Raw genomic sequence first — 20,994 nt, 5'->3', positions numbered from 1 at the left:
GGGGCGCCCTTTGTGTGTGTACGACGCGTACGGCCGTCCGTCAGCTCTTGCTGAGTTCCCAGAAGCGGAACACGGTGGAGGCGTCGAGGCAGTACTCCAGGCCGTAGACGTTCTCGTGGGTGACGGCGTACTGCTTGGCCTGCCAGACCGGGAGGACGGGGAGTTCCTTGGCGACGATGTCCTGGAGCTGCCCGAACTCGTCGTCCGTGGCGGAGCGGTCGCTCTCGGCGGCGGTGCGCGGGATGAGCGAGCCGGTGATCGAGTTGTTGTCGTAGTTGTTGCTCAGCACGTTGCCCTTGCCGAAGAAGGGGGCCGTGAAGTTGTCGGCGTCCGGGTAGTCCGGGATCCAGCCCTTCACGTACACGCCGTACTTGCCGGCGGCGATGTCCTTCTCGTACTGGTCGAACGCGACGGACTGCACCTCGGCGTCGAACAGGCCGCTGTCGTTGAGCTGCTTGGCGATCGCCTTCAACTCGTCGTCGGTGGCGGGGCCGTAGCGCGACGGGGTGGACCACAGGGTCAGCTTGACCTTGCCGTTGATGCCCTCGTCCTGCAGCGCTGCGGCGGCCTTGGCCTTGGAGGGGCGGGCGCCGTAGGTGTCGAAGAAGGCCGTGTTGTGGCCGCCGATACCGGCCGGGACGATCGAGTACAGCGGGGTGGCCGTGCCCTGGTAGACGTCCTTGATGAGGGCGTCGCGGTCGATGAGGTAGGCGATGGCCTTGCGGACGCCGAGCTTTCCGGTGACCGGGTCGTCCATGTTGAAGACCAGGTGCTGGACCTCGGCGCTGCTGCCCTCGACGACCTCGGCGATGGAGTCGTCGCCCGTCTTCTCCACGTCGGCGATGTCGCCCGCGGTGAGGCCGCGGTAGGCGATGTCGACCTGCTTGTCGAGCAGTGCCTTCTTCAGGGCGTCCTGGTCGCCGTGGAAGAACTTCAGCGTCACGCCGTCGTTCTGGACGTCGGCGGTGCCCTTGTAGTTCTCGTTGACGGAGAAGACGGCCTCCTCGTCGTCGAACTTGTCCAGCTTGTACGGGCCGGAGCCGACGGCCTCGCCGTCCTTGCGCAGGCCCTGCGCGTCGTACTGGTCCTCGCTGACGATGGAGCCGGCGCCGGAGGCTATCTTGCTCGGGAAGGTGGCGTCGGGGGTGTTGAGCCGGAAGACGACCGTCTTGTCGTCCGGCGTCTCCACCTTCTGGAGGGTGGGGAACATGACCGCGGGGCCGTCGGGGTCATGGATCTTCAGCATGCGGTCGAAGGAGAACTTGACGTCCGCCGAGGTGAGTTCGTCATCGTTGCTGAACTTCAGGCCGTCCTTGAGGGTGCACTTGTAGACCGTGGCCCTGGTGTCGGAGAAGGCGCATTGCTCGGCGGCCTCGGGCTGCGGTTCGGTGGCGCCCTTGGGGAAACTGAGCAGCGACTGGAAGACGTTGTTGAACAACAGCCAGGAGCCGGGGTCGTAGCCGGAGGCGGGGTCGGTGGCCAGGACATCGTCCGACATCCCCATGACCACCGAGGTGCCGGTCCCCCCGGTGTCCCCCGTCTCCGTTCCGCAGCCGGTCAACAGGCCGGAGGCCAGCCCTGCCACGACGGGCAGGACCGGCCACTGGTTGCGCATGTTCACGTACGAGTGCCTTGTCGTCGGTTGTGAGAAGCCCGGGCCGCATCCTGGATCCCGGGCCGGTGCCGGCGCCCTGGTCCAGGCGCCGGGCATGGAGAGACGTCAGCCGCTCACGCCACGGCCGAGCTCCCACAGCTGAAGCGTGGAGGACGAGTTGAGCGCGTACGCCGTACCCGTGACGTCGTCACCCGCGGCGACGTACTGCTTGCCCTGCCACAGCGGGATCACGGGCACGTCGCCCGCGACGATGTTCTGGATGTCCTCCAGGCTGCCGACCGCGGACAGCCGGTCGGCGGCGCGCCGGGACTCCGGGATGAGGGTGTTGCGGATCGTGCTGTTGGCGTACGGCGAGCCGAGGAAGTTGTCCTTGTCGAGGAACGGCGCGAGGTAGTTGTCGGCGTCGGGGAAGTCCGGGAACCAGCCCATGCCGTAGACCTCGTACTCGCCCTTCTGCTCGGCGGGGCGGAACGTCGCCCAGGGGGTGCCCTCGATGGTGACGTCGAACAGGCCGCTGTCGTTGAGCTGCTTCTGCAGCAGCTCGAACTCCTTCTTCGTGGCCGGGCCGTAGTGGTCGGTGGTGTAGTGCAGCGTCAGCTTCACCGGGGTGGTGATGCCGGCCTTCTCCAGCAGGGACTTGGCCTTGGCGGTGCTCGGGTCGCCGTACTTGTTGAAGAACGCGTTGGAATGGCCGGTGATGCTGGCGGGGACCAGCGAGTACAGCGGTTCGGCCTGGGATCCGTAGACCTTGGAGACGAGTTCGCCGCGGTCGATGACCTGGGCCATGGCCCGGCGGACGGCCTTGCTGCGGACGGACGGGTCGTCGGTGTTGAAGGCCAGGTAGCGGATTTCCAGGCCGGACATGTCGACGAGGTCGACGGTGTCGTCGGAGTCGGCGGACAGCTTCTGGATCTGCTCGGGCGACATGGTGCGGGTCATCACGTCGATGTCGCCCTTGGAGAGGGCGGTGCCCATCTCGTCGGCGTCCGCGAAGTTGCGCAGTTCGACCTTGTCGTTGTTCACCGTCAGACTCCCCTTGTAGTCGGGGTTCTTGGTGAACACGGCGGAGACCAGCTGGTCGTTGTTGACCTCGGCCTGGAGGGTGTACGGGCCGGAGCCGTCGACCGCGAAGCCGTCGCGCAGCTTGTCCTTGGCGTAGGTGTCCGGGTCGACGATGCCGGCGACCGGGGTGGACAGCTTGAACGGGAAGGTGGCGTCGGCGGTCCTGAGGTGGAAGATGACTTCGCGGTCGCCCTTGGTCTCGACGGTGTCGATGGTGGACAGCAGGGCGAAGACGCCGCTGTCGGCCTTGAGGGCGCGGGCGCGGTCGATGGAGTACTTCACGTCCTCCGCGGTGACGGGGTCACCGTTGGCGAACTTCAGGCCCTCGCGCAGGGTGCAGGCGTAGCGTTCGTTGCCGCTGTCGGTGAAGCCGCAGTTCTCGGCGGCCTCGGGGACCGGGGCGCCCTCACCGCGCGGCTGGATCATCAGGGTCTGCACGGTCTGGCGCAGGATGTTCCAGGTGCCGACGTCGTAGGCGTAGGCGGGGTCGAGTGGCGCGGGAGCGTCCTTCGAGGCAGTGAACGAGTCCGTGGTGCCGACGACGATCGCATCGCCACTGTCGCCGCTGTCGGCTGCGCCGCAGGCGGCGACAACCGGGGCGAGCAGGCCGATGACGGCCGGCAGCACCAAAGTCTTGCGGTTCATGCTCGGGTTTCTCCAGCTGTCGACTCCGTGTACCCGGCATGCAGGGGTGGCGCGGCCGATCACGGGGTAAGTGCGATGTTCTCGCGACGAGATTAGTCCGCGCGTGTGCGGCGGTTCGCAGCCACCGGAGTCAAGGGTCCGTCACGGAGCGGAACGGGGTGCGGACACACCGGCAGACTGGCCGTGGAAGGATTCGTGCACCGATCCATCAATCGGGACACAAGGGCGCGTTCACAGTCCTTTGTCGCGGGCGGGCGGGATGGCCCGGGATGCCTCCCGACCCCGAATGAAGTGGCGAACGTCACAAACTGAACGGTCTTCGGTCACGCCGGAATTCAGCCATCCGGCAGGTTCGAATTTCCTTGCGGAATTTCCCCGCTATCGATGTTGCACGCTGCGTGAACCGGCGTGCGCATTTCCGTTGTCACGCCGCCATCAGGCCGCGCAGAAATGCCAGATCGACCTCTTCCAGCGACGTCACCACGGTGCGCCGGGCGGCCGGGGTGATGGGTGCCACCGACGGCACGGCCACCACATGACAGCCGGCGGCTTCGGCCGCGGCGACTCCGGTGGCCGTGTCCTCGACGACCGCGCAGCGGGCCGGGTCGGCGCCGAGCCCGGCGGCGGCGTACAGGTACGGGTCCGGGTGCGGCTTGGTGCGGGGCACCTCGTCGCCGGCGACGGTCAGCGCGAAGTGCTGGGGGCCGAGCGAGGTGAGCACACGGTCGATGATGCGCCGGTGCGAGGCGGAGACCAGGGCCGTGGGGATCTCGTACTCGGCCAGCTCGGCCAGCAGCCGGGCGGCTCCGGGCATCAGCGGCAGGGCACGGTCGATGCGGTCCTCGAAGCCCTCGTTGAGGAGCACCGTGAGTTCGGCGAGGGTGATGTCGGCGCCGGTGGCCTCGATCAGGAACCCGGCGCTGCGGCTCATCGGGCCGCCGACCACGACATGGCGCCAGGTCTCGTCGAGGGTGTGCCCGAGGCCGGCGAAGATCTCGACCTCGACGTCCCACCAGAAGCCCTCGGTGTCCACCAGGGTTCCGTCCATGTCGAGGAGGACGGCCTGGAGGGCCGAGCCGTCCGCCGTACGGGTTGTTGGCGCGGGGACCGTGCTGGTCATCCACATACCTCCTTGAAGGGACGATCAGGCCGGTTCCCAGCGAGGGAACCGGCCTGCGGTGGACCGACCAGTGTACGTCCGCCTCGACCGAAGCGCCTCGTTTATCCGGCGTGGCGCGGGGCACATCCCGTTTACCGTCGGGGGGCGTTCCGACGTGCGCCGACACGACCCCCGGGCGGCTCGTCAGCGGGCGTTGAAGTACTTCGCCTCCGGGTGGTGGATGACGATCGCGTCGGTGGACTGCTCGGGATGCAGCTGGAACTCCTCGGACAGGTGGACGCCGATGCGCTCCGGCTGGAGCAGGTCGGCGATCTTGGACCTGTCCTCCAGGTTCGGGCAGGCGCCGTAGCCGAGGGAGAAGCGGGCGCCGCGGTACTTCAGCGCGAACATGTCCTCGATGTCGGCCGGGTCCTCACCGGCGAAGCCGAGCTCGGAACGCACGCGCGCGTGCCAGTACTCGGCGAGCGCCTCGGCCAGCTGCACGGACAGGCCGTGCAGTTCGAGGTAGTCGCGGTAGGAGTTCGACTCGAACAGCCGGGCCGTCTCCTCCCCGATCCGCGAGCCGACGGTGACGACCTGGAGGCCCACGACGTCCGTCTCGCCCGACTCCTGCGGCCGGAAGAAGTCCGCGAGGCACAGACGGCGGCCGCGGCGCTGGCGCGGGAAGGTGAACCGGGTGCTTTCGTTGCCGTGCTCGTCCAGGAGGATCAGGTCGTCGTCCTTGGAGACACACGGGAAGTAGCCGTAGACCACGGCCGCTTCCAGGAGGTTCTCCGTCTGGAGCCGGTCGAGCAGTCCGCGCAGCCGCGGCCGGCCCTCGCTCTCGACGAGTTCCTCGTACGACGGGCCGTCGCCGGTGCGGGTCTCCTTCAGGCCCCACTGTCCCTTGAAGAGGGCGCCTTCGTCGAGCCAGGAGGCGTACTCCTTGAGCTGGATGCCCTTGATGACGCGGGTGCCCCAGAACGGGGGCTCGGGAACCGGGTTGTCGGTGGCGACGTCGGAGCGGACATGGCCTTCCTCGGGCCGCTCCTCGAGTACGGCCGCGGTGGCCGCGGTCCTGACCCGGCGCTGCTTGAGCTCGGGCAGCTGCACGCCGGGCACGCCCCGCTTGACGCCGATCAGGGCGTCCATCAGGCGCAGGCCCTCGAACGCGTCGCGGGCGTAGCGGACTTCGCCCTCGTACAGCTCGTGCAGGTCCTGCTCGACGTACGCGCGCGTGAGGGCGGCGCCGCCGAGGATGACGGGGTAATTCGCCGCCAGGCCGCGCTGGTTGAGCTCCTCCAGGTTCTCCTTCATGATCACCGTGGACTTCACCAGCAGGCCGGACATGCCGATGACGTCGGCCCGGTGCTCCTCGGCGGCCTCCAGAATCGCGGAGACGGGCTGCTTGATGCCGAGGTTGACCACGTTGTAGCCGTTGTTGGACAGGATGATGTCCACGAGGTTCTTGCCGATGTCGTGCACGTCGCCGCGCACGGTGGCCAGCACGATGGTGCCCTTGCCGTCGGCGTCCGTCTTCTCCATGTGCGGCTCGAGGTAGGCGACGGCGGCCTTCATCACCTCGGCGGACTGGAGCACGAACGGCAGCTGCATCTGGCCGGAGCCGAACAGCTCACCGACCACCTTCATGCCGTCCAGGAGGGTGTTGTTGACGATGTCCAGCGCGGGGGTGGTCTGCAGCGCCTCGTCGAGGTCGGCCTCCAGGCCGTTGCGCTCGCCGTCGATGATGCGGCGCTTGAGACGCTCCTCAAGCGGCAGGGCGGCCAGTTCCTCGGCCTTGCCCGCCTTCAGCGACTTGGCGGTGGCGCCCTCGAACAGGGCCATCAGCTTCTGCAGCGGGTCGTAGCCCTCGGCGCGGCGGTCGTAGATCAGGTCGAGGGCCGTCTGCACCTCTTCCTCGCTGAAGCGGGCGATCGGCAGGATCTTCGAGGCGTGCACGATCGCCGAGTCGAGGCCGGCCTTGACGCACTCGTCGAGGAAGACGGAGTTGAGCAGGATGCGCGCGGCCGGGTTCAGGCCGAAGGAGATGTTCGACAGGCCGAGTGTGGTCTGCACATCCGGGTGGCGGCGCTTGAGTTCGCGGATCGCCTCGATGGTGGCGATGCCGTCCCCGCGGGACTCCTCCTGGCCGGTGCAGATGGTGAAGGTCAGGGTGTCGATGAGGATGTCCGACTCGTGGATGCCCCAGTTCCCGGTGAGGTCCTCGATCAGCCGTTCGGCGATTTCGACCTTCTTCTCCGGGGTGCGGGCCTGGCCCTCCTCGTCGATGGTCAGCGCGATCAGGGCGGCGCCGTGCTCCTGGGCGAGCTTGGTGACCTTCGCGAAGCGGGACTCGGGGCCGTCGCCGTCCTCGTAGTTGACGGAGTTGATGACCGCGCGCCCGCCGAGCTTCTCCAGGCCGGCCTGGATGACGTCGACCTCGGTGGAGTCCAGGACGATCGGCAGGGTCGAGGCGGTCGCGAAGCGGCCGGCCAGCTCCTCCATGTCGGCGACGCCGTCACGGCCGACGTAGTCCACGCACAGGTCGAGCATGTGCGCGCCCTCACGGATCTGCTCGCGGGCCATTTCCACGCAGTCGTCCCAGCGGGCCTCCAGCATGGCCTCGCGGAACTTCTTCGAGCCGTTGGCGTTGGTGCGCTCACCGATGGCCAGGTAGGAGGTGTCCTGGCGGAACGGGACGGTCTGGTAGAGGGAGGCGGCGCCGGGCTCGGGACGCGGGTCGCGCTCGGTCGGGGCGAGGTCGCGGACGCGCTCGACCAGTTGGCGCAGGTGCTCGGGGGTGGTGCCGCAGCAGCCGCCGACCAGGGACAGGCCGTAGTCGCGTACGAAGGTCTCGTGGGCGTCGGCCAGCTCCGACGCACTGAGCGGATAGGTGGCGCCGTCCTTGCCGAGGACCGGCAGGCCCGCGTTCGGCATGCACGACAGCGGGATGCGCGAGTGCCGGGAGAGGTAGCGCAGGTGCTCGCTCATCTCCGCGGGACCGGTGGCGCAGTTCATGCCGATCATGTCGATACCGAGCGGCTCGAGCGCGGTGAGCGCCGCGCCGATCTCGGAGCCGAGCAGCATGGTGCCGGTCGTCTCGACGGTGACGGAGACGATGATCGGCAGGTCGAGGCCGGAGATCTGCCGGGCGCGCTGGGCGCCGATGACGGCGGCCTTGGTCTGGAGCAGGTCCTGGGTGGTCTCCACGATCAGCGCGTCCGCGCCACCCGCGATCAGGCCCTCGGCGTTCTGCTGGAAGGCGTCGCGGATCGTGGTGTAGCCGATGTGGCCGAGCGTGGGCAGCTTGGTGCCCGGGCCGATGGAGCCGAGAACCCAGCGCTGTCGTCCGTCGCGGGTGACGTAGCCGTCGGCGGTCTCGCGGGCGATACGGGCGCCCGCCTCGGACAGCTCGAAGACACGCTCGGGGATGTCGTACTCGGCCATCGCCGCGTAGTTCGCGCCGAACGTGTTCGTCTCGACGCAGTCCACGCCCGCGTCGAAGTACGCCTCATGGACCGAACGGACGATGTCCGGCCGGGTCAGGTTCAGGATCTCGTTGCACCCTTCGAGGTTCTCGAAGTCCTCGAGGGTGGGGTCCTGGGCCTGGAGCATGGTGCCCATCGCTCCGTCGGCGACCACCACTCGGGTGGCGAGCGCCTCGCGGAGGGCGGACACGCGGGTCCGGCTGTCGGCTGAAGGGGTCGGTGGCAACGAGGCCATGTAAGGGCTCCCTGGAGTGCGACGGCTGTCGGCTTTGCGCCCGGTAGTGGAACCTTCCACAGTGGGCGCACGCCGCCAGCGTAGCCGGGACCGCCGCCGGATGGTCAGGGCGTCCACGGGGCGGGACGAGGATGACCGGCGGGCCGACTGCCGTATACGAGTGACGCAACACAACCGGACGGATGCGCGCCGACCATTAGCGGGAGGTCGGCATCGACCGGTAGTGTTCGACATTGCCGAACGGCGGCAGCGACGTCGCGGGTCGACGGCGAAGGGGACGGAGGCAGTACGGCGATGGCACGGAACATCCAGTCGCTCGAACGGGCGGCCGCGATGCTGCGGCTCCTCGCGGGCGGCGAGCGACGCCTCGGCCTGTCGGACATCGCCTCGTCGCTGGGCCTCGCCAAGGGCACCGCCCACGGCATTCTGCGCACCCTCCAGCAGGAGGGCTTCGTCGAGCAGGACGACGCCTCCGGGCGCTACCAGCTGGGCGCCGAGCTGCTGCGCCTGGGCACCACCTATCTGGACGTGCACGAGCTGCGGGCGCGAGCCCTCGTGTGGACGGACGATCTGGCCCGCTCCAGCGGGGAGAGCGTCTATCTGGGCGTGCTGCACCAGCAGGGCGTGCTGATCGTCCACCACGTCTTCCGCCCCGACGACAGCCGGCAAGTGCTGGAGATAGGGGCCATGCAGCCGCTGCACTCGACGGCCCTGGGCAAGGTCCTGTCGGCGTACGACCCGGTCGCGCACAGCGAGGCGATCGAGGCCGACCGCAAGGCCTTCACGGACCGCACGGTGTGCGAGCTGGACGGCTTCGAGCACATCCTCGACATGACACGCGCGCGTGGCTACGCCGCCGATGTGGAGGAGACCTGGGAAGGCGTCTCCTCGGTCGCCGCTCCCATCCACGACCGGCGCCGTATGCCGGTGGGCGCGGTCGGCATCACCGGCGCGGTGGAGCGGCTGTGCCGGGACGGCGAGCTGCGCCCCGAGCTGATCGCCGCGGTACGGGACTGTGCCCGCGCGGTGTCGCGGGATCTGGGCGCCGGGCGCTTCTGAAGCGGCCCTACGGGGAGAAAGTGACGGCCGGGACGTCGCAGGACGTTCCGGGCGTCGCCATGTCCTGATACGTCAGGACAAACCACCTGCTAGACACGCACCGTGTTCCCTACGCGGCAGTATGCGGCGAACCCGCGAGAGTCGATAAATCAACACAACCCATAACGATCGAGCATTCGATAACAGAGCCCTTGACGGGCGCCTGACGCCGGGGCAAGACTCCCGTCCATCGGTCGGCATTGTCGAACACCTACCGGCAATACGCGCTAGAGTGTGACAACGCCAAGGGCCGGCATCGCTCTCACCCCCGAGGGCACGCGAACCACCGGTGGGACCCGGGGTTCGGCTTCCCCTGGACGAAGGACAAAGGAGTCGCGGGTGTCCAGCTCCGACATCTTCATCGGCGAGACCATCGGTACCGCCATACTCATCCTGCTCGGCGGCGGCGTCTGCGCGGCCGTGACGCTCAAGGCCTCGAAGGCCCGCAACGCCGGCTGGCTCGCCATCACCTTCGGGTGGGGCTTCGCAGTGCTCACGGCGGTCTACACGTCGGCGCCGCTGTCCGGCGCCCACCTGAACCCGGCCGTGACGGTCGCCCTGGCGATCAAGGACAACGACTGGAGCAACGTTCCGGCGTACCTCGCCGGACAGCTCCTCGGCGCCATGATCGGTGCGACTCTGGTCTGGGTCGCCTACTACGGCCAGTTCCACGCCCACCTCACCGACAAGGAGATCGTCGGCGGTCCGGGTGCGCAGGCCACCGAGGCCAAGGCAGTCGAGGCTCAGGAGACGGGCGCCGGCCCGGTCCTGGGCATCTTCTCCACCGGCCCCGAGATCCGGAACGTGGTGCAGAACCTGCTCACGGAGATCATCGGCACGGTCGTGCTGGTGCTCGCCATCCTCACGCAGGGCCTCAACAACAACGGCGACGGCCTCGGCCCGATCGGCGCACTGATCGTCGCGCTCGTCGTCGTCTCGATCGGTCTGTCCCTCGGCGGCCCGACCGGCTACGCGATCAACCCGGCCCGTGACCTCGGTCCGCGTATCGTGCACGCCCTTCTGCCCCTGCCCAACAAGGGCGGTTCCGACTGGGGCTACGCCTGGATCCCGGTCGTCGGTCCGCTGATCGGCGCGGCGATCGCCGCAGGCATCTACAACGTCGCTTTTGCTTAGGAGTACCGAGCTTCACCCGTTCGAGTGAGAAGCACCGAAACTCTCAGCACGCGCCGTACGTAAAGCCCCATAACCACGGAACTTCCAGGAGTAGACAGTGACCGACGCGCACACCGCCGGCCCCTTCATCGCCGCCATCGACCAGGGCACCACCTCTTCCCGCTGCATCGTCTTCGACCGCGACGGCCGTATCGTCTCCGTCGACCAGAAGGAGCACGAGCAGATCTTCCCGAAGCCGGGCTGGGTCGAGCACAACGCCACCGAGATCTGGACCAACGTCCAGGAGGTCGTCGCCGGAGCCATCGCCAAGGCCGGCATCACCCGCGACGACATCAAGGCCATCGGCATCACCAACCAGCGCGAGACCACCGTGCTGTGGGACAAGAACACCGGTGAGCCCGTCCACAACGCCATCGTCTGGCAGGACACCCGCACCGACGCGCTCTGCAGGGAGCTCGGCCGCAACGTCGGCCAGGACCGCTTCCGCCGCGAGACCGGTCTTCCCCTCGCCTCCTACTTCGCCGGTCCCAAGGCCCGCTGGCTGCTGGACAACGTCGAGGGCCTCAAGGAGCGCGCCGAGGCCGGCGACATCCTCTTCGGCACCATGGACACCTGGGTCATCTGGAACCTGACCGGCGGTGTCAACGGCGGCAAGCACGTCACGGACGTCACCAACGCCTCCCGCACCATGCTGATGAACCTGCACAACACGGAGTGGGACGAGAAGATCTGCGAGTCCATCGGCGTGCCGATGCAGATCCTGCCCGAGATCCGCTCCTCCGCCGAGGTCTACGGCGAGATCACCGGCGGCAAGCTGGGCGACCTGCTCGGCGGCATCCCGGTCGCCTCCGCGCTCGGTGACCAGCAGGCGGCCCTGTTCGGCCAGACCTGCTTCGCCGAGGGCGAGACCAAGTCGACGTACGGCACCGGCACCTTCATGGTGATGAACACCGGTGACAAGATCATCAACTCGTACGCGGGTCTGCTGACCACCGTCGGCTACAAGATCGGCGAGCAGGACACGGTCTACGCCCTGGAGGGCTCGATCGCCGTCACCGGCTCCCTGGTGCAGTGGATGCGCGACCAGATGGGCCTGATCTCCACCGCGGCCGAGATCGAGACGCTCGCGCTGTCGGTCGAGGACAACGGCGGCGCCTACTTCGTGCCGGCCTTCTCCGGCCTGTTCGCCCCGCACTGGCGTTCCGACGCCCGCGGTGTGATCGCCGGTCTGACCCGGTACGTCACCAAGGCGCACCTCGCGCGTGCCGTCCTGGAGGCCACCGCCTGGCAGACGCGGGAGATCGCCGACGCCATGGTCAAGGACTCCGGCGTCGAGCTGGTGACCCTCAAGGTCGACGGCGGCATGACCGCCAACAACCTGCTGATGCAGACGCTCTCCGACGTCCTGGACGCCCCCGTGGTGCGCCCGATGGTCGCCGAGACCACCTGCCTCGGCGCCGCCTACGCCGCCGGTCTCGCCGTCGGCTTCTGGAACAGCACCGACGACCTGCGCGCCAACTGGCGCCGGGCCGCCGAGTGGACCCCCCGCATGGACGCGGAGACCCGCGACCGTGAGTACAAGAGCTGGCTCAAGGCCGTCGACCGGACCATGGGCTGGCTCGAGGACGACGAGAGCTGACAGACGTCCACGACAGAGACGTCCCCGACGGCTCTGCCAGCTCCGACGCGAGCTCTGATGAGGAGTAACAACCCGACATGACCAGTCAGTCCACCCTGCAGTCCGTGCCTGCCCTCGGGACGCGCCCGGCCTCCGGCTCCAACCCGAGCCGCGCCGAGACCCGGGAGCAGCTCGCCAAGGCGTCGTACGACCTTCTCGTGATCGGCGGCGGCATCCTGGGCATCTCCACCGCCTGGCACGCCGCGCAGTCCGGCCTCAGGGTGGCTCTGGTCGACGCCGGCGACTTCGCCGGCGCCACCTCCTCCGCCTCCTCCAAGTTGCTCCACGGCGGTCTGCGCTACCTGCAGACCGGCGCGGTGAAGCTGGTGGCGGAGAACCACTTCGAGCGCCGTGCGGTCTCCCGCCAGGTGGCCCCCCACCTGGCGAACCCGCTCACGTTCTACCTCCCCGTGTACAAGGGCGGGCCGCACGGCGCCGCGAAGCTCGGGGCGGGCGTCTTCGCCTACTCCGCGCTCTCCGCGTTCGGTGACGGCGTCGGCCACCTCCTGTCCCCCGCCAAGGCGGCCCAGGACGTGCCCGAGCTGCGCACCGAGAACCTCAAGGCCGTGGCCGTGTACGGCGACGACCAGATGAACGACGCGCGCATGGCGCTGATGACGGTCCGCGCGGCCGTCGAGGCGGGCGCGGTCGTGCTCAACCACGCCGAGGTCACCGGCCTGCGCTTCACCAAGGGCCGGGTGACCGGCGCCGACCTCAAGGACCGCCTGTCCGGTGACGAGTTCGGGGTGAACGCCCGTCTCGTGCTGAACGCGACCGGCCCGTGGGTCGACCACCTGCGCAAGATGGAGGACCCGGACGCCGCCCCGTCGATCCGCCTGTCGAAGGGCGCGCATCTGGTCCTCAAGCGGACCTCGCCCTGGAAGGCGGCGCTCGCCACCCCGATCGACAAGTACCGCATCACGTTCGCCCTGCCGTGGGAGGACATGCTGCTGCTGGGCACCACGGACGAGGAGTTCGAGGGCGACCCGGCGGATGTCGCGGTCAACGACAAGGACATAGCCCAGATCCTGGACGAGGCCGCGTTCTCCATCCGGGACCAGCAGCTCGACCGGGATCTGATCACCTACGCCTTCGCGGGCCTGCGTGTGCTGCCGGGTGGCCCCGGTGACACGGCGAAGGCCAAGCGCGAGACCGTCGTGACCGAGGGCAAGGGCGGCATGCTGTCCGTCGCGGGCGGCAAGTGGACCACCTTCCGCCACATCGGCCGCACGATCATGAAGAAGCTGGAGGCGCTGCCGGGCGCCCCGCTGGGCGACGACTTCGAGCCGATCGCCTCGCTGCCGAAGAAGCTGCCGCTGCCGGGCATCGCCAACCCGCGCGCGGTGGCCCACCGCCTGCTGACCGACCGCCCGGCGCCGGGTCCGCGCATGGCAGCCGACACGGCGAAGCACCTGGCGACCCACTACGGCTCCCTGGCCTTCGACATCGCCCGCATCGCCAACGAGAACCCCGAGCTGGGCGAGCGCGTCCACCCGGACGCCCCGGAGATCTGGGCCCAGGTCGTCTACGCCCGCGACAACGAGTGGGCCGAGACGCCGGACGACGTGCTGCGCCGCCGTACGACGCTGACGATCCGGGGTCTGGCGACGGACGACGTCCGCGCGAAGGTGCGGGACCTGCTCGACAAGAAGTGACCTCGAGAGCGCCGAGGGAGGTTTTCGCCGGATGAGCCTCCCGCGGCGCAAGGTTCGGCCACTCCCCTGACCGGGCCGGACCGCACGAGGGCGGCCCCATCCGCACCGGGGCCGGCCACCACCGGAAGGGGCGGCTCCCCGCCGACGGAGCCGCCCCTTTCGCATGCCCCTTGAAATACGCCGCGGCTCAGGGCCTATTGAGGAAGCAGCGCCTCACCCAGCCGCCGCCAGTGCGGCATCGCGGAACTGCCCGGTTCGGTGCCGATGACCTGTACGGCGACATGGTCCGCGCCCGCCTGGACGTGGGCGCGGAGCTTGTCCGCCACGGTGTCCACGTCCCCCCAGAACACGAGGTCGTCCACCAGACGGTCGCTGCCGCCGTGCGCGATCTCGTCGTCCGTGTAGCCGAGACGGCGGAACTTGGCGACGTTGTAAGGGGTGTTGAGGTACGGGTGCAGATGCTCGCGCGCCGTCGCGCGGGCCTTGCCCGGGTCCGGCTCGAAGAGCACCGCGTGCTCCACGCCGAGGAACGCGTCGGGGCCGAGGATCTCCCTGGCCTGGGCGGTGTGGGCCGTGTTGACGTGGCAGGTGTGGGGCACCGGCGGAGCGGTCCCTGGCCAGGGCGAGCATCTTGGGGCCGTAGGCGGCGAGGAGACGGCGGACGGGGGTTCGCGGTGCCGGGTTGGATGACTCCTTGGCGTGGGTGTCCAGTTCGTCGAGATAGCCGGCCATGGCGGCGAGGGGTTTCACGCCCGGCCTCCGCGCGCCGCCGAATCCCAGGCCCAGGACATGCCGTCCCGGGTAGGCGTCGGCCAGCAGGGCGCTCGCGGCCTGCGTCGCGCCCGCCTCACGGGACCAGATCTGCGCGATGCCGTTGACCACGTGCAGCCGTTCGGTGCAGGAGAGCAGATACCCGGCCTGGGTGAGGGCCTCACGCCCGCCCACCTCGGGGAACCACACGGCCCGCCATCCAAGTTGCTCCAGTTCCTGTACCGAGTCGCGCACCAACGCGGCGGGCTGGTGCTCGAAGTCGAAGGTGTAGATGCCGAAGGTCCCCAGGTTCTTCATGCATCGAAATATCGCAGATTCTCGATATGAAGCGCAACAGGGGGCGGTCTCGCACGACACACCCCAACCGCTAGAGAGTCCGCCCGAGTTGGGCCACCAGCTCGGCGATGCGCTCCTCGTCCCGCTTGTAGTGGGTCCACTTACCCACCCGCGTCGCCCGCACCAGCCCCGCCCGCTGCAGCTCCGCCATGTACGCCGACACCGTCGACTGCGCCAGCCCGGCCTTGGCCTGGATGTGGCTCACACACACCCCCACCTCGGCGGGATCCACGATCGCCTCGTACTGCGAGAAGTGCCGTTCCGGCTCACGCAGCCACACCAGCAGCTGCAACCGCACGGGGTTGGCCAGCGCCTTCAGAGCGCCGACCAGATCCGCATCCGGTGAGAGCGCAGCGTCGGCCATGGGTCCGGAGTATAGGGCGGTGCGGAGATCGGGAACTTCAGCGCAACCGGGCAGGCCCCATAATGTGGCTGAGACATCGGACGTCTTGAATCGGATCCTTCGCGACATTCCGCCCGATGTCCCGCACCACAACGGAACGACAGGGAGGCGCGCCATGGCAGTCACCGACGAGGCGATCGAGAAGATCAAAGGCATGATCGTCTCCGGCGCGCTGCGCCCCGGCGACCGGCTTCCCAAGGAGAGCGAGCTGGCCGCCGAACTGGGGCTGTCCCGCAACTCCCTGCGGGAGGCCGTACGGGCCCTGTCGCTGATCCGGATCCTGGACGTACGGCAGGGCGACGGCACCTACGTCACGAGCCTCGACCCGCAGCTGCTGCTGGAGGCGCTGAGTTTCGTCGTCGACTTCCACCGCGACGACACGGTCCTGGAGTTCCTCGCCGTCCGCCGCATCCTTGAGCCGGCCGCCACGGCGATGGCCGCCGCCCGGATCAGCGAGCAGCAGCTGGACGCGCTGGCGAACCAGTTGGACAAGCTCGGCACCGATCCCTCGGTGGAGGAACTCGTCGCCTGCGACCTGGAGTTCCACCGGGGCATCGTGCAGAGCTCCGGGAACTCGGTGCTGTGCTCGCTGCTGGACGGGCTCTCGGGGCCGACGACGCGGGCGCGCATCTGGCGGGGGCTGACCCAGGAGGACGCGGTCAGCCGGACCCTGCACGAACACCGGGCGATCCTCGCGGCGCTGCGCGACCGGGACGCGGAGGCGGCGCGGTCGTGGGCGACCGTGCACATCGCGAGCGTGGAGCAGTGGCTGCGGTCGACGCTGTGAGCCACCGCACGCTGGACCTCGGATCTCTGACGGGGTGTTCCGAGGTGGCGAACGGGGCAGTGATCCGTTCACTCCCCCGTGCAGGGGGCTGCGGGCGCCCCCGCCGCACGCCGTAAGGTTGGGTCGTCAAGCGAGGGCACGTCGGAAGGAGGCACTGGGTGATCGAGCTCGAGGGGGTTCCCGAGCTGATCGACCCGGTCATGGTGGCCGCGTTCGAGGGCTGGAACGATGCCGGCGACGCCGCCTCCACCGCGGTCGCGCATCTGGACAGGGAGTGGAAGGGCGAGGTGTTCGCGGCGCTGGACGCCGAGGACTACTACGACTTCCAGGTGAACCGCCCCACGGTGTGGATGGACGACGGAGTAAGGAAGATCACTTGGCCGACGACAAGGTTGTCGGTCGTCCGGGTGGGCGGCGAGAAGCCGCGTGATCTCGTACTCGTCCGAGGTATCGAACCGTCCATGCGGTGGCGCTCGTTCTGCAACGAGCTCCTCGGCTTCGCGCACGAACTGGGCGTGGAGCTGGTGGTCATCCTGGGCGCCCTGCTCGGCGACACCCCGCACACGCGTCCGGTTCCGATCAGCGGGACCACGTCCGACACGGACCTGGCCCGCAGGATGGATCTCGAGGAGACCAAGTACGAGGGGCCGACGGGCATCGTCGGCGTCCTTCAGGAGGCGTGCACGCACGCGGGCGTGCCGGCGGTCAGCCTCTGGGCCGCCGTACCGCACTACGTCTCGCAGCCGCCCAACCCGAAGGCGACGCTGGCCCTGCTCAACCGGCTGGAGGACCTGATCGAGGTACGCATCCCGCTGGGCGAGCTGCCCGAGGACGCGCGCGCCTGGCAGGTCGGCGTGGACCAGCTGGCCGCCGAGGACAGCGAGGTCGCGGAGTACGTGCAGACGCTGGAGGAGGCCCGGGACACCGCGGAGCTGCCGGAGGCGTCGGGCGAGGCGATCGCCCGCGAGTTCGAGCGGTATCTGCGCAGGCGGGACGGCGGCGGTCCGTCGGCCGAGGACCGTACGCGTCCGCCGATGCCGCCGAAGCCCGGCGGCAAGGACGAGGACGAGGACTCGTCGGAGGACTGAGGCGCTCGGAACCGGGAGTCGGACGAGGGCGGTGCACCATTGATGTGCACCGCCCTCTGCTGTCACCCAGATCCCTCCTGTCTCCCAAGCCGCACCCGTGTCAGACGGGCACCGAGATCACGTCGTACGTCGTCTCCGGCGTCGGCGACGTCGTGAAGCGCGCGTTGGGCAGGTAGAGCCGGCCCCGGTACGCGGCCACCGTCGTCGGCACGTCGAAGAGCGGGTCGGTGATGCGGCGCTGGAAGACGCCGCTGCGGCCGTCGGCGGCGAGCTTGAACACGTCGATCGCGTTCTGCCGGTTCTGCACGACGTACAGCGTCCGCCCGACCAGCAACAGGCCGTCGCCGTTGGTGAGCGGGGCGGCGTCGGCGAGGTCGACGCGCTGCGTGACGCCGGTGCGCGGATGCACGCGATGCAGGCCGCCGACGCCGGACTGCACGACGAGGAGGGCCGAGCCGTCGGGGGTGCCGGTGATGCCGTTGGCGTTGACGACCTCGCCGGCGACCTGGCTCCAGTCGCCGCCCAGGGTGATCCGTACGACGTCCTGCGCGTCCGGCAGCTCGCCGTGCCGGCCGAGCGGCAGGGCGTACAGCGCGGGCTGGTAGGAGTCGGTGAACCAGGCCGTGCGCGGGGTCAGGAACACGTCGTTGGCGAAGGTCGGGGTCGCCGTGGTGAGGACGTACGAGGCGAGGATCTCGCCCGTGCGGGCGTCCACGACGCGGGCGCCCTGGCCGCGTCCGGCGACGAACAGGCGTCCCCGGTGATCGAGTTTGAGGCCGACCGACGGCGTGCTCGGGCCGGTCGAGATGATCGAGCCCTCGCCGGTGCGCAGGTCGGCGCGGTAGATCGAGCCGTCACCGAGGGAGCCGAGGTAGGCGTACGGTCCGCCGCCGATGGTGATGCCCTCCGGGCGGAAGCCGTTCGGGAGGTGGATCACGGCGGGCCGGGTCTTCTCGGCCGCCGCGGCGGAGGTGCCGGCGGACCCGGCGAGTACGGCGCCGGCGGTGGCGGCACCGGCCGCGAGGAGTCTGCGGCGGGTGAGCTGAGGTGCGAAGGAGCGGTGTTCGGGGGCCACGGTGCGTCCTTCCGCGGACAGGACCGGCCGACGGCTGGTCCAACGGTCAACTGACTCCTCCACCCCATCACACGCCGACCGCCTCTGCAGCGGGAGGCAGCCCCTCGACAGCGACTGGACAGCATCTGGCCCGATTATGGCGTGACATGTCTTTCAGGCCGGATTGCACACGGTGCCCAATTCAACTTGTTCCAAACCGACTTGGCGAAATAAGTCTGGACGGACCGGGCCGGGCGTGCTTGGTTGTCCTGCGAAGGCGCGCCGCACCACCCGCACTTGGTACCCGCAGGACCGAAGGGAGCGGCAGACGATGACCGACCAGGCACAACCGGCGCAGGGCCCGGGAACGTCCGGGCCGGGGCCTGACGGAGCGGGATTCACCTATCGAGGAGCCGAGCGGGAACTGATCGTCGTCGCCCGTCCCGAGGCCCGGCTGCGTGCCCAGGCCGAGGGTGTGCGTTCGGCGGCGGGCGCCGACGTCTCGGCCCTCAACATGTTCCTCAATGACGAACAACTCGCGCTGGAGCCGCTGTTCGGCAGCGAGGAGCGCCTCCAGCAGGCGGCCGGCACCGACGACGTGCCCGACCTCGCGCTGTTCTACCGGGTGCGCGGCGGTGAGCGGCGCGCCGAGGAGCTGCGGGCGCGCATCGCCGCGCTGCCGGGGATCGACACGGCGTATGTGAAGCCGGGCGCGGTGCCGGCCTCGATCGGGCAGATCGGCGAGGACGGGCGCCTGAAGGAGGGCGCGCCCGTCACGCCCGACTACAGCGGCCGGCAAGGGTATCTGCGGTCGGCGCCCGAGGGCGTCGACGCCCACTGGGCCTGGCAGCGGCCCGGTGGCGCCGGTCAGGGCGTGACCGTGATCGACGTGGAGGGCTCCTGGCAGCTGGGCCACGAGGACCTGGCCGGCAAGCTGGCCGGCGTCGTCGTCGGCACCCCGCTGACCGACCTGGCCTGGCGCAACCACGGCACCGCCGTGATCGGGGTGATCGGCGGCGACCCGGGCGAGTACGGCATCACCGGCATCGCGCCGGAGACGGTGACCGCGGCCGCGTCCTTCCAGGGCATCGGCACGGCGGCCGCGATCCACGCGGCGGCCGACCGGCTGAGCCCCGGCGACATCGTGCTGATCGAATTGCACCGCCCGGGACCCCGGTTCGAGTACGCCGAGCGCGACGACCAGCGCGGCTACATCCCGCTCGAGTGGTGGCCGGACGACCTCGCCGCCGTCCGCCACGCCACCGCCAGGGGCGTCCTCGTGGTGGCGGCCGCGGGCAACGGCGCCGAGTCGCTCGACGACGCCGTCTACGAGCGCCGCCCGGACGAATTCCCCGAGTCGTGGCGCAACCCGTTCAACCCGTCCAACCCGTCCTCCGGCGCCGTCCTGGTCGGCGCGGGCGCCCCGCCGCCCGGCACGCACGGCCGCGACCACGGCCCGGACCGCTCACGGCTCGCGTTCTCCAACTACGGCGCCCGGGTGGACGCCCAGGGCTGGGGGCGCGAGGTGACGACGACCGGCGGCTTCTGGGACCGGCCCGGCGATCTGCAGGGCGGGCCCGAGGAGATCGCCTGGTACACGGACACGTTCTCGGGGACATCGTCCGCCTCCCCGGTGGTGGTCGGCGCGCTGGCCGCGCTGCAGGGCATGCTCAAGGCGGCCGGCCAGCAGCCGATGTCCCCCGAGCAGGCGCGTGCGGTGCTGCGGGCGACGGGTTCCCCGCAGCAGGACGCGCCGGGCCGCCCCGCCTCCCAGCGGATCGGCAACCGGCCCGACATCAAGGCGGCGGTCACCCATCTGATGCCGCAGGCGGTCGGCTCGGGCAAGGCCGAGCGGTACTGGGACGAGTTGCTGCCGTATCCGCGTGAACTTCCGCCCAGGCTCCGGCTGTTCGTAGCCGGCGAGTGGCGGAACCTCAATCATCCGTCCCCGGAGATCCGCCAGGCGGTCCATACCGCCTTCGCGGGGGGACGGCCCGATGTCCGAGTGTGGTTCTCGGACGACGAGATCGTCGGCCTGGTGATCACCGGCTGACACAGCCCATCACATCAAGGGAAGGTGACACCCGCATGAGCACCACCCCGCAGATGAGTCACATGGGACAACAGCAAGGCCAGCAGTACCCCAGCACGTCGCCGTACCAGCAGCAGCCGTTCGGGCAGCAGCAGGGCTACGGCCAGCAGGGCCTCGGCCAGCAGCAGCCGTACGGCATGAGCGGCTCGCTGGAGCAGCTCCAGCAGCTCGGCCAGCAGCAGCCGTTCCAGCAGCTGCTGCAGCAGCTGGGCCAGCCTTTCGGCACCCAGCAGGACCAGCAGGCGCAGCAGGCCGAGCAGCAGATGCAGCAGCAGCTCCAGCAGGTCACGCTGGCGGCGGTTCAACAGGTCGTCCAGCAGGTGCAGGCCCAGGCGCTCGCCTCCGGTGTGGCGAACGGCTTCGTCGACGTCGTCCATCCGCTCCAGGGGCAGCCGCACCAGATCTTCCTGCGCATCAACAACCAGTTCCGGGTTCTCAACAACCCGAACCCGCAGATCCACCAGCAGATCCAGCAGGCCTTCGCGTTCGGCCACCAGGTGATCGGCATCTGGGACACCCAGTCGCCGAGCGTCCTGCGCAGCGTACGGATCCAGCGGATATGACCGGCACCTGAACCACAGGGGGCGCTTCCACCCGCGGGGAGGAAGCGCCCCTCTCTCATGCTCCGGTCGCTAGGCCCAGTCGTCAAATTCCTGCCTGCCCGGCGACGCCTGGCACGCACGCTCGCTGCGTTGCCGAACCGCCCACGTGGCTCCTCCCCCACGCTCGAACCGAGCTTCGCTCGGCTCGCGCG

15 protein-coding genes and 1 pseudogene are annotated in these 20,994 nt (G+C 69.5%); 8 read left to right on the top strand and 8 right to left on the bottom strand.

Features of this window, described 5'->3' with window-relative positions; genetic code table 11:
• Window positions 1–40: 40 nt before the first annotated feature.
• The 4 genes from IF78_RS0131725 to metH form a co-directional block, all read right to left on the bottom strand.
• On the bottom strand, window positions 41–1,621 hold the full coding sequence (locus IF78_RS0131725; protein ID WP_031487835.1) for an ABC transporter substrate-binding protein: 1,581 nt from the start codon (window positions 1,619–1,621) through the stop codon (window positions 41–43).
• Between the two features lie 99 nt (window positions 1,622–1,720).
• A complete protein-coding gene (locus tag IF78_RS0131720) occupies window positions 1,721–3,322 on the bottom strand; it encodes an ABC transporter substrate-binding protein (protein ID WP_031487834.1) in 1,602 nt (533 codons plus the stop codon).
• A gap of 424 nt (window positions 3,323–3,746) precedes the next feature.
• On the bottom strand, window positions 3,747–4,442 hold the full coding sequence (locus tag IF78_RS0131715; RefSeq protein ID WP_031487833.1) for an HAD family hydrolase: 696 nt from the start codon (window positions 4,440–4,442) through the stop codon (window positions 3,747–3,749).
• A gap of 183 nt (window positions 4,443–4,625) precedes the next feature.
• Window positions 4,626–8,144, bottom strand: a complete 3,519-nt coding sequence (gene metH / locus IF78_RS0131710) for a methionine synthase (protein WP_031487832.1) — start codon at window positions 8,142–8,144, stop codon at window positions 4,626–4,628.
• A gap of 294 nt (window positions 8,145–8,438) precedes the next feature.
• On the opposite strand from metH, the gene IF78_RS0131705 reads away from it, so the two are divergent.
• The 4 genes from IF78_RS0131705 to IF78_RS0131690 all read left to right on the top strand — a co-directional run bounded on the left by IF78_RS0131705 (window position 8,439) and on the right by IF78_RS0131690 (window position 13,709).
• A complete protein-coding gene (locus IF78_RS0131705) occupies window positions 8,439–9,203 on the top strand; it encodes an IclR family transcriptional regulator (RefSeq protein WP_031487831.1) in 765 nt (254 codons plus the stop codon).
• A 378-nt stretch (window positions 9,204–9,581) separates the two neighbouring features.
• Window positions 9,582–10,376 (top strand): MIP/aquaporin family protein, encoded by a 795-nt coding sequence (locus IF78_RS0131700; protein ID WP_031487830.1) that lies wholly within the window; start codon window positions 9,582–9,584, stop codon window positions 10,374–10,376.
• A gap of 97 nt (window positions 10,377–10,473) precedes the next feature.
• The gene (gene glpK, locus IF78_RS0131695; protein WP_031487829.1) at window positions 10,474–12,015 is read left to right on the top strand and encodes a glycerol kinase GlpK; all 1,542 of its coding nucleotides are present in this window, start codon (window positions 10,474–10,476) and stop codon (window positions 12,013–12,015) included.
• A gap of 77 nt (window positions 12,016–12,092) precedes the next feature.
• Entirely contained in the window at window positions 12,093–13,709 is a 1,617-nt protein-coding gene (locus tag IF78_RS0131690) for a glycerol-3-phosphate dehydrogenase/oxidase (protein ID WP_031487828.1), read from the top strand.
• A 194-nt stretch (window positions 13,710–13,903) separates the two neighbouring features.
• Here the strand turns inward: IF78_RS0131690 and IF78_RS49870 are convergent, their stop codons facing one another.
• From IF78_RS49870 to IF78_RS0131680, 3 genes and pseudogenes are all read right to left on the bottom strand, one after another.
• Entirely contained in the window at window positions 13,904–14,308 is a 405-nt protein-coding gene (locus IF78_RS49870) for an LLM class oxidoreductase (RefSeq protein ID WP_234440000.1), read from the bottom strand.
• Window positions 14,309–14,531: 223 nt separating this feature from the next.
• Window positions 14,532–14,777 (bottom strand): annotated as a pseudogene (locus tag IF78_RS50970) (LLM class flavin-dependent oxidoreductase); the annotation flags it as partial.
• Window positions 14,778–14,847: 70 nt separating this feature from the next.
• Window positions 14,848–15,180, bottom strand: a complete 333-nt coding sequence (locus IF78_RS0131680; protein WP_031487827.1) for an ArsR/SmtB family transcription factor — start codon at window positions 15,178–15,180, stop codon at window positions 14,848–14,850.
• A gap of 154 nt (window positions 15,181–15,334) precedes the next feature.
• On the opposite strand from IF78_RS0131680, the gene IF78_RS0131675 reads away from it, so the two are divergent.
• Entirely contained in the window at window positions 15,335–16,006 is a 672-nt protein-coding gene (locus IF78_RS0131675) for a FadR/GntR family transcriptional regulator (protein WP_031487826.1), read from the top strand.
• A 158-nt stretch (window positions 16,007–16,164) separates the two neighbouring features.
• Window positions 16,165–17,094, top strand: coding sequence for a PAC2 family protein (locus IF78_RS0131670; protein ID WP_031487825.1), 930 nt, complete (start codon window positions 16,165–16,167; stop codon window positions 17,092–17,094).
• Between the two features lie 100 nt (window positions 17,095–17,194).
• Here IF78_RS0131670 and IF78_RS0131665 read toward each other — a convergent pair whose 3' ends face one another.
• A complete protein-coding gene (locus tag IF78_RS0131665) occupies window positions 17,195–18,169 on the bottom strand; it encodes an SMP-30/gluconolactonase/LRE family protein (RefSeq protein WP_031487824.1) in 975 nt (324 codons plus the stop codon).
• Window positions 18,170–18,479: 310 nt separating this feature from the next.
• Between IF78_RS0131665 and IF78_RS0131660 the strand changes: the two genes are divergently transcribed.
• Entirely contained in the window at window positions 18,480–20,201 is a 1,722-nt protein-coding gene (locus tag IF78_RS0131660) for a S8 family peptidase (protein ID WP_031487823.1), read from the top strand.
• Between the two features lie 35 nt (window positions 20,202–20,236).
• Window positions 20,237–20,803 (top strand): hypothetical protein, encoded by a 567-nt coding sequence (locus tag IF78_RS0131655; protein WP_031487822.1) that lies wholly within the window; start codon window positions 20,237–20,239, stop codon window positions 20,801–20,803.
• The last annotated feature ends 191 nt before the right edge of the window (window positions 20,804–20,994 follow it).

It is taken from the genome of Streptomyces bicolor, assembly GCF_000719285.1.
Classification (GTDB): Bacteria; Actinomycetota; Actinomycetes; order Streptomycetales; family Streptomycetaceae; genus Streptomyces; species Streptomyces bicolor.
Note: the sequence above shows the minus strand (reverse complement) of the source record. Positions and strands in the feature narration are given on the sequence as shown.